The following is an 8753-nucleotide window of genomic DNA, read 5'->3' as shown; positions in this document are numbered from 1 at the left end:
GGCGTCGCGTCCGTGGACGAGTCGGCGAGATCCCCCGGGGCCCGCCCCCGCATAAACGGCGACGGCGGGGGCCCCCCCCCCCCCCACGGCGGGCTCGCTCGTCCGTACCCGCTCCCGTACCCACACCCGCTCCCGATCCGCCTGAGGAGAACGACCCCCATGAACCAGCAGCACGCCCACGCGCACGCCCACCCACCACTGCCCGCCCCTTCCCGCCAGGGCAGCGTCATCCTGGAGATCGGCGGCACCCTCGGCGCTCTGATCATCCACACCGGCCCCGCGGACGACGGGCTGGAGATCGAGGTCAGCCCCATCGGCGACGACACCGCCCGCACCCACGCCGCCGCCCGCCCACGCCACCTCAGCGGGCACACCGACCACTGCGCCGTCATCTCCCCGCTGCCCGAGGGCGATTACACGCTCTGGCGCACCGCCGACACCCCGGACACCGTCCTCACCATCCGCGGCGGCCATGTCACCGAGCACCACTGGTCATAGGATCCGCCGCCGCATCCGCTCCTGCGCGAGGGGCGGCGGAGGTTCGTCGTTCCGGGTGGACCTGGGCGGGTGGGGTGGGCGTCGGGGCGGGCGGCTCGTTGTGCCCGGTATGCCTGTACACGTCGGAAGGGCCGCCTGGGCCGCGCTGTCCCTGCTGGTCCTCGCCCTCCCGGCGGTGGCCGCCGGGGCCGACCGGCATCCGCCGCCGGACCCGAGGAGCGGACCCGCGCCGCCGGGCGCGCCCGACGGGTGGGTGGTCACCGCGAGCGCGGCGAACGTGCGGCGCGACCACTCGGTGGACGAGCCGGTGCTGGGCCTGGCCCGGTGCGGGGACCGGGTCGAGATCGTCGACACCTGGATCTCGCCGTTGGGCGCCCGGTGGAGCCGGGTCGTGGTCGAGCGGACCGGGGTGACCGGCTGGGTGCTCTGGTCCCTGCTCCACCGGCCGGGCGCGACGGGCCGCGCCGCGCCGCCGTGTCCCTCCCCGCCCGACGGCCGGACCGCAGGCGGACGGTAACCGGGCGGGTGCGGCGCGTTCCGCAACGGGTGCGGGCGGGTAGGGACCGCGGGGGACGCCGTGGGAGCGGAGGTGGCGTGCGTGGGCCGAGGTGACGGGCGTGACGAGCGTGGCGGGCATGACGGGCGTGGCGGAGATGGCGGACGTGGCGGGAGCGCCGGTGCCGGGGTGCGGCCGGCCGGTCCGGCTGACGCGGACGAGCTGTTGCGGCTGCGCGTCGCGGTGCTGGACGGCGGCCCGCTGAGCGAGGAGTGGCGCGACACCTTCCGCGACGACATGCGGGAGCGGCTCGGCCGGGACGCGGACCTGCTCGCCTTCGTGGTGCCCGCCGCCGACGGGCGGTTGGCGGCCTGCGCGATCGGCATCGTCTACCACGGTTACCGGGGCCCCGGCCATCCCACCGGGCGGTGGGGCCGGATCCACACCGTGGTGACCGACCCTGCGCACCGGCGGCGCGGTCACGCCCGGGCGGTCACGGCGGCGCTGATCGAGGCGCTCGGCGGGCGCGGCTGCGGCTCGATCGAGCTCCGCGCGACCGAGGCGGGTGCGCCGCTCTACCGGACCTTCGGCTTCGGGCCGGTGGACGGCTTCATGCGCCTGGACGTCGGCACCGCCGCCCGACCGTCCGGCGGCGACCCGGCGAGCCCGCCGCAGCCCTGACCCCACCGGCGCCACCCTCCCGATCCCCTCGTCGAAGGAGGCCCAGGTGGACCACCCGCCGGCCGTCGCCACCGCCCTGGTCACCGATCCGCTCGGTCGGATCCTGCTGCTGCGCCGTTCGGACGGCCGCTGGGAGCTGCCCTGCGCGCCGGTCCGCCCGGCCGAGGATCCGGCGGCGGCCGCCGTCCGCGCACTGGGCGAGGCCTGCGGGGTGACCGGCACCGCCACCGGACCGGTCGGCGTGTTCGAGGACGGGACCGAACCGGCGGTGCGGCACGTGTACGCGCTGGCGCCGGACCGGCCGGGCGACCTCGGACGGCTCGCGCTCCCCCGGCACGCCACGCACTCCTGGTTCTTCGCCGACAACCTGCCCGGCGTCACCCCGGCCACCGTCCGCTTCCTGCGGGCGCACGCCCCGGGCCGTCCGCACCTGCCGCGCGCGCAGTGGCTGGCCACCACGCCGCGTTCGTGGATGTGCACGGCCGCCCTGGTCACCGCGCCGGACGGCCGGCTGCTGATGGTGAAGGCCCGGGTCCGCGGGCCGGGCCGCCGACCGGGCGCCGGGCGGTGGAACTTCCCGGGCGGGGTGCTGGACACCCACGAGGACTCGCCGACCGGCGCGGCCCGCGAACTGCGGGAGGAGACCGGCCTGGACCGGCCGGCCGGACCGCTGCTCGCGGTGTTCTGGCAGCACCCGCTGCCGGGCGCGGACCATCCGATCGTCCAGTTCTTCCACGACTTCGGCACCGTCGACCCCGACGCCGTCCAACTCGCCTGCCCCGACGGGGAGATCACCCACTGGGCCTGGCTCCCCCCGGCCGACCTGGCAGCCGCCGCCGGCCCGGACCGCGCCCACCGGGCCCACCGAGCCCTGGCCGCCCGCACGGCGGGCCACACCGTCACCGCGAGCTTGACCGGCCCCCTGGAGGAGTCGGACGGCTGACGGCCCGGGACGGGGACGGGGGGGCGGGTCTGCGGGGTGAGGGGACGGGGGGACGGGTAGCGTCGGGGGGCGTGGAGGAGATCAGACCGTTCGTCAGTCCATTGGCCGGCGGGCCGGGCCCGGTGGGGCGGGTCTGGTACGCGGCGTACGGGTCGAACATGCACGCCGAGCGGCTCGCCTGCTACCTGCGCGGCGGGCGGCCGGCCGGTGGGGTCCGCGATCACCCCGGGTGCCGGGACGGGCGGCCGCCGGAGCGTTCGGCGCCGGTCCGGCTGCCCGGGGCGCTCTACTTCGCGCTGGAGTCCCGGACCTGGGGCGGCGGTGTCGCCTTCTACGACCCCGCGCAGCCCGGCCGTACTCCGGCCCGCGCCTATCTGCTGACCACCGGGCAGTTCAGCGACATCGCCGCCCAGGAGCGGGGCGACGGGCCGGGCGCGGACCTCGACCTGGCCGCCGTCCTGCGCACCGGCCGCGACCACCTGGGGCCGGGCCGGTACGGGACGCTGGTGTGCACCGGGACGCTGGACGGCGTCCCGGTGCTGACCTTCACCGCCCCGTGGCGGCTCGCCGAGGCCGAGCTGAACCCGCCGCGCGTCGCCTACCTGCGCACCCTCGCCGCCGGTCTGGCCGACGCGCACGGCTGGTCCCGACGCCGGGCGGCCGCCTATCTGAGCAGCCGTCCCGGCGCCGCCGGGCACTGGACGGCCGTCGGGCTGCTCGCCGAGCTTGACGAACTCGGTGAACTCGGTGAGCAGCCCGACGGCTGAGCGCGACGCCGGGCCCCGGGCTCAGCTCCAGGGGTTGGCCGACTGGTCGTTGATCGCCGTCCAGAACCGGCCGCCGGCCGGGAGGGTGCCGTTCGCCCAGAGCGACCAGCCCTCGCCGTCGTGGAACTCCGCCATCCGCCAGGAGCCGCCGAAGGTGCTCGCGCAGACCTGGTCGGCCGCGGCCCTGCTGGTGAGCTGGTTGCCGAGCACCGGGGCACTCGCCCCCACCTCGCCGCCCGCCCAGCTGTGGTAGCCGCTCGCGGGAACACCGGCCGGGGCCGGGCGGCCGTCCTTCTTGAGGCACAGCACCGGCAGGGCGGTGTTCGAGGGGGTGTCACCGTAGTAGGGGTCGCTCCCCTCGTAGTAGCCGACGTGCACCACGTTGTCGGCGCGCTGTTCGAGGGTGCCCCAGGTCATGCCCCGGTGGGTCGCCCCGCCGAACAGCGCCTGGTAGGTCGACTTGTAGACGTTCCACTGCTGGTACTCACCGTCGTTGCACTCGTGCAGGTAGAGGTGCCAGCCGGCGATCGTCGTGTCGTCGTTGTCCAGGCACAGGCCGGTCGACACGCTGCGCAGCCGGATCCCGACCATGTCGTAGTCGGGCGGGTTCCCGGTGGCCTGGTACGGGCTGACCTCCCACTGCTGGTACTGGCCTTCCTGGCACGGCCGGACGGCCACCAGGCCCGCCGCCACCAGACAGGACGGCCAGGGCCCGCTGTCGGCGAGCCGGATCCGCACGGTGCCGGACACGCCGGGGACCGGAGTCAGCTCCCAGATGCGCGGTTTGCTCTCGGGGCTGCAGTCGCCGACGACGATGACGTTGAACCGCTGCCCGATCGGGCACAGTTTGGTGGCCTGGTTGAACAGGACCGTCCCCGGGGTCGCGGCGGAGGCGGTGGACGCGCCGGCCGGGACGAGCGCCGTCCCGAGCAGGACGAGCGCCAGGACGGTGACGAGTCGTTTGAACAGCGCGGGCACGAGGCCTCCAGGAACACGGGGCGGGAAGCGGGGGCAGGGGGCGGCGTGCGGCCGTCCGCACGGGCCGTCGCCAGTCTTCCAGCGCCCCGTCCGCCCGGAAATCCCAGCTTCGTGGGAGGAACCGCGGCCCGCGCGGGACGCGTCCTGCTGACCGGTGCCCGTCAACGCGTCGTCGGCGCGTTCCGCCGCCGCGTTCATGACCATCCGTCATCAGCGCTGTTTCCGCCGGGAATTCGGTGGGCAATCAGCCGTTCGGTGACGGATGATCGGCACGCGGCCGCTTCGATCGGGCGGCGGCACGGCGAGAGACGGGGGATGGACGGTATGGAGGCGATGCGGGTCTTCGCACTGGTGGCGGCGACGATCACCACCGGACTGAGCGCCGGATTGTTCTACGCCTACGCCTGCTCGGTGATGCCGGGGTTGCGCACCACCGACGACCTGACGTTCATCCAGGTCATGCAGCGGATCAACGTGGCGATCCTGAACGGGTGGTTCCTGCTGGGGTTCGTCGGGGCGCTGGTGTTCACGCTCGCGGCCGTCGCGCTGCACCTGCCGGACGACGGGCACCGGGTGCTGCCCGCGGCGGTCGGCGCGCTGGTCTGCTACACCGGCTCGCTGGTGGTGACCAGGGTGGTCAACATCCCGCTGAACGAGGCGTTGGCGGCCGCCGGGGAGCCCGGGCGGATCGCCGATCCGGTGCGGGTGCGCGGACGGTTCGAGGCACGCTGGGTGCGGTGGAACACGGCGCGGGCACTGCTGTCCACGGCGGCGCTCGGCTTCCTCTGCTGGGCACTGGTGCTGCACTGCCACGTCGCGCCGAACTGAGCTTTGCGGCACGGTGGTTGACGCCCGATACGGCGTTCCGGCGGTCGGGTCAGACGGCCAACACCACGGTGTTCGGGGAGGGTTGGGTCACCTCGGTGGCCTCGCTGACCCCGGTGGCCTCCGGGGCGGACGCGGCCAGCCGGCGGTGTTCCTGCGGGGTGAGTCCGCGCACCCGCTTGAACGCCGTGCTGAGCGCGAACGCGTCGCCGTAGCCGACCCGGCGGGCCACCGCCGCGACGGTCAGTTCGGGGTCGCGCAGCAGGTCCGCGGCCAGCGCCAGCCGCCAGTTGGCCAGGTACCCCATCGGCGGCTCGCCGACCAGCGCGGTGAACCGCCGGGCCAGCCCGGCCCGGGACACCCCGACCTCGGTGGCCAGCGTTGCTACCGTCCACGGCCGGGCCGGGTCGTCGTGCAGCAGCCGCAGCGCCGGGCCGACCACCTCGTCGTGCTGGGCGCGCAACCACGCGGGCGCGCCGCCGTCCGGGGCCGCGAGCCAGCCGCGCAGGATGCCCACCACGAGCAGGTCCAACAGCCGGTCCAGCACCACCTCCTGGCCCGGTTCGGCCCGGGTCACCTCGGTGGCGAGCAGCCGGACCAGGGTGTCCACGGTGGTGTTCGCCCCGGCGGGCCGGACCAGCAGGGTCGGCAGGTGCGCGAGCAGCCGGCGGCCGATCTCGTGCTCGGCCAGGTAGGTGCCGGACAGCAGCACCGACGGCCGCTCGTCGCCCGGCCGGGTCTCGCCCCAGGTCCGCACGCCGAGGGCCATCGAGGTGGCGACGCTGACGCCGTCGCGGGAGCAGCCCTGGCCCGGGCCGATCACGATGTCCGCCGTCGAACCCGGCGCGTCGACGATGGTGTACGACTCCGGGCCGCGCACGAGCGCCAGGTCCCCCGGGCGGATCCGCACCGGTTCCCCGCCGTCGGGCAGGATCCACGCCTCGCCCTCCAGCATGGTGATCACGGACAGCGGCGCCCGGTCCTCGATCCGCAGCCCCCACGGGGCGCTGAGGACGGACCGCAGCACGAACGCGCCGCGCGCCTTGGGGCCGTCGAGCAGCCCGGTCAGGGTGTCCATGGTCGGCAAGCCTAGGGCCTGTCTGCAAGCCCCCGTCGTCCGCCCGGAGGGCGGGCCGGGCGGCGTTGGGGTGCGTGCATCGCAAGGCGGAGGAGGGAGTCCATGCGGAGCATCGGCGACCGACGACAACGCGGCGAGGTGCGTGCCCCGGCGTCGCCCGGCAGGTGGGGGCTTGCAGACAGGCCCTGGACCGGATTGATGGCACATCGGTCCCGGGCACCGACGGCAGGCCTCGGGCCGTGGGGCGGTCAACGGGCGGCCGGGGTGCGGCGGTGCAGCAGGAGGGCCCGGGTCAGGGCCACCAGGGCGGCCGTGCAGAGCACGGTGCGGGCGATGTTGGCGGTGGTCCAGGTGGACTCGAAGGCGGCGCGGACGGCGGCGAGGTCGGCGATGCCGGCGGGGTCGCCGGCCCGCGCGAGCTGGTCGTTGAGCGGGATGTTGACGGCGGCGGTGACGATCAGCGCGGCCACGTAGAGCAGGGTCGCGACGGCCGTCCAGAGCGCGGCGGCGCGCTGCCCGGTGCGCTGCAGCAGCCACGTGCCGACGGCGGGCACCGCGAGGGCGCCGAGGAAGACGGCACCGAAGGCGGGGTTGGTGATGGCGGTGTTGATGTGCTGCATCGCGGTGACGTAGGTGCGGTCGTCGCCGGCGGCGAGGCCGGGCATGACGGAGACGTCGAAGGCGAAGAACAGCCCGGACATCAGGCCCGTCGCGGCGGTCGCGACGGCCAGCACCGGGCCGGTGGCGGTGCTCGTGGTGGTCGCGGCGGCGGGGCGCGGGGCGGTGGTGACGGCGGCGGACATCGGTGCTCCTGCGGTGGTGGGTGGGGTCCGGCGGGGGGCGTCGGGCGGGCCGGTCCGGGGATCCGATGGGCGGATCCCCGGACCGTCGGCGGGCGTTACGGGTGGTGCGGGCGGACGTGGACGATCAGGGCGGACGCGGGGCTCAGACGTCCCAGGCGCCGGACGCGGCGGCCGCCTTCGCGTAGTCCGCGAAGTCGCGCGGCGGACGGCCGAGGGCCCGCTGGACCCCGTCCGCCAGGTGCGCGTTGCGGCCGTCCAGCACCATCGCGAAGAGGTCGGCGAACTCGCCGGGCAGGCCCACCTCGGCCAGCACCTCGCGGTACTGCTCGACGGTGACCGCCGTGAAGCGGATCTCCCGCCCGGTCGCCGCCGACAGTTCGGCCGCCGCCTCCGCGAAGGAGAGCAGCCGCGGGCCGGTCAGCTCGTACACCTCGCCGTGGTGGCCGTCCTCGGTGAGGGCCGCCACGGCGACGTCCGCGATGTCGTCCGCGTCGACGAACGGCTCGGTGGCGATCCCGGTCGGCAGGGCGAGCTCGCCGGCCAGCACGGGCTCCAGGAAGAAGCTCTCGGAGAAGTTCTGGGCGAACCAGGCGCAGCGCACCACGGTCCAGCCGGTGCCGGCCCGGGCGACCGCCGCCTCGGCGGCCTGCGCGGCCTCCTCGCCGCGGCCGGAGAGCAGCACCAGGTGCCGCACGCCGGCCCCGGCCGCCCGCTGGGCGAAGGCCTCGACGGTCTCGACGGCGCCGGGGAGCGCGAGGTCGGGGTAGTAGGCGAGGTAGGCGGCGTCGACCCCGTCGAGGGCCGCGTCCCAGGTGGACTCGTCGTCCCAGTCGAACGGGACCGGCGCGGTGCGCGAGCCGATCCGCGCGGTGTGGCCGAGGGCGGCGAGGCGCTCGGCGACCCGCCGACCGGTCTTGCCGGTGCCGCCGGTGACCAGCACGGTGGCGGTGGTGGTGCGGGGCTTCTGGGTGTTCGCAGTGTCTTCGTTCATGGGCATCAGTCAACTCCGCGCGCCGACGACCGGACATGGTCCTCGCGCTCACCCGCATGTGTGCGCGTCTACGGGCCGCCACCGCGCCGCTCGGCCGGGGTCACCGGGGCACGAGCACCAGGGTGACCTCGACGTGGCCGTCCCGTCCGTCGATCCGGACCGTTCCGCCCGGCCGGATCGGGACCCGACGTCCCGGCTCGGCCAGGGCCGCGCCGGGGTAGTCGTAGTCGAACTCGTCGACCTCGCCGAGCACGGACAGCTCGGCGTCCGGGTCGCCGTCGAAGTCCACCTCGAACGCGAGCACGCCGACGGCGGGGTTCTCCTCGCCGAGGTCGTCCTGCTGCCAGAGTACGGTCCGCCGGCCGTCCTGCTCCAGGGCCACCCAGCCGTAGGGCTCGGTCCGCCACTCCTCGCCGATGCCGGAGAACGCGATGCATCCGCGCGCCGTGTACGCGCTCATGGCCCCCTCCTGTCCCGAGTCGTACGGATTCGACAGTCGGCAGCCTACGGCGGGGCCATGGTGCAGGGGCGGCCGGGATACCGCGACGAGGTGCAGGGCCATGCCGGCCCTCAGGCCCGGGCCAGGGAGCCGGGTGCCCGGCCCGGGTGCGGGGCCCGCGCGGGCCCAGCACCCGGGGGGGTGGGTCTGTAGTCGGGTGGGTCAGTAGGGTGGCCGGTCAGGCGGTCGGCGGG

General features: G+C 75.6%; 11 protein-coding genes. 6 read left to right on the top strand and 5 right to left on the bottom strand.

Going from position 1 to position 8753, the window contains the following annotated elements; genetic code table 11:
• Positions 1–159: 159 nt before the first annotated feature.
• The 5 genes from AB0N76_RS38320 to AB0N76_RS38300 all read left to right on the top strand — a co-directional run bounded on the left by AB0N76_RS38320 (position 160) and on the right by AB0N76_RS38300 (position 3385).
• Positions 160–498, top strand: coding sequence for a hypothetical protein (locus tag AB0N76_RS38320; RefSeq protein WP_363565476.1), 339 nt, complete (start codon positions 160–162; stop codon positions 496–498).
• A 109-nt stretch (positions 499–607) separates the two neighbouring features.
• The gene (locus tag AB0N76_RS38315; protein ID WP_363565475.1) at positions 608–1015 is read left to right on the top strand and encodes an SH3 domain-containing protein; all 408 of its coding nucleotides are present in this window, start codon (positions 608–610) and stop codon (positions 1013–1015) included.
• Positions 1016–1183: 168 nt separating this feature from the next.
• Complete coding sequence (locus tag AB0N76_RS38310) at positions 1184–1675, top strand: GNAT family N-acetyltransferase (protein WP_363565474.1); 492 nt, start codon at positions 1184–1186, stop codon at positions 1673–1675.
• A gap of 46 nt (positions 1676–1721) precedes the next feature.
• Positions 1722–2618, top strand: a complete 897-nt coding sequence (locus AB0N76_RS38305; RefSeq protein ID WP_363565473.1) for an NUDIX hydrolase — start codon at positions 1722–1724, stop codon at positions 2616–2618.
• Positions 2619–2776: 158 nt separating this feature from the next.
• The gene (locus tag AB0N76_RS38300; RefSeq protein ID WP_363565477.1) at positions 2777–3385 is read left to right on the top strand and encodes a histone deacetylase; all 609 of its coding nucleotides are present in this window, start codon (positions 2777–2779) and stop codon (positions 3383–3385) included.
• A 21-nt stretch (positions 3386–3406) separates the two neighbouring features.
• Here the strand turns inward: AB0N76_RS38300 and AB0N76_RS38295 are convergent, their stop codons facing one another.
• Positions 3407–4363 (bottom strand): hypothetical protein, encoded by a 957-nt coding sequence (locus AB0N76_RS38295; protein ID WP_363565472.1) that lies wholly within the window; start codon positions 4361–4363, stop codon positions 3407–3409.
• 315 nt (positions 4364–4678) lie between these two features.
• Here AB0N76_RS38295 and AB0N76_RS38290 point away from each other — a divergent pair, with 315 nt between their 5' ends.
• Positions 4679–5191: an anthrone oxygenase family protein gene (locus AB0N76_RS38290; RefSeq protein WP_363565471.1), complete on the top strand. Its 513-nt coding sequence runs from the start codon at positions 4679–4681 to the stop codon at positions 5189–5191.
• Positions 5192–5240: 49 nt separating this feature from the next.
• On the opposite strand, the gene AB0N76_RS38285 is transcribed toward AB0N76_RS38290, so the two are convergent.
• The 4 genes from AB0N76_RS38285 to AB0N76_RS38270 form a co-directional block, all read right to left on the bottom strand.
• On the bottom strand, positions 5241–6266 hold the full coding sequence (locus AB0N76_RS38285) for an AraC family transcriptional regulator (protein ID WP_363565470.1): 1026 nt from the start codon (positions 6264–6266) through the stop codon (positions 5241–5243).
• Positions 6267–6514: 248 nt separating this feature from the next.
• Positions 6515–7069 carry an anthrone oxygenase family protein gene (locus AB0N76_RS38280; protein ID WP_363565469.1) on the bottom strand — a complete coding sequence of 185 codons (555 nt, stop codon included), beginning with the start codon at positions 7067–7069 and terminating at the stop codon, positions 6515–6517.
• A 142-nt stretch (positions 7070–7211) separates the two neighbouring features.
• Complete coding sequence (locus AB0N76_RS38275; protein ID WP_363565468.1) at positions 7212–8060, bottom strand: NmrA family transcriptional regulator; 849 nt, start codon at positions 8058–8060, stop codon at positions 7212–7214.
• Between the two features lie 100 nt (positions 8061–8160).
• Positions 8161–8520: a hypothetical protein gene (locus tag AB0N76_RS38270; RefSeq protein WP_363565467.1), complete on the bottom strand. Its 360-nt coding sequence runs from the start codon at positions 8518–8520 to the stop codon at positions 8161–8163.
• Between the last annotated feature and the right edge of the window lie 233 nt (positions 8521–8753).

The organism is Kitasatospora sp. NPDC093806 (assembly GCF_040683335.1).
Lineage (GTDB): Bacteria > Actinomycetota > Actinomycetes > Streptomycetales > Streptomycetaceae > Kitasatospora.
Note: the sequence above shows the minus strand (reverse complement) of the source record. Positions and strands in the feature narration are given on the sequence as shown.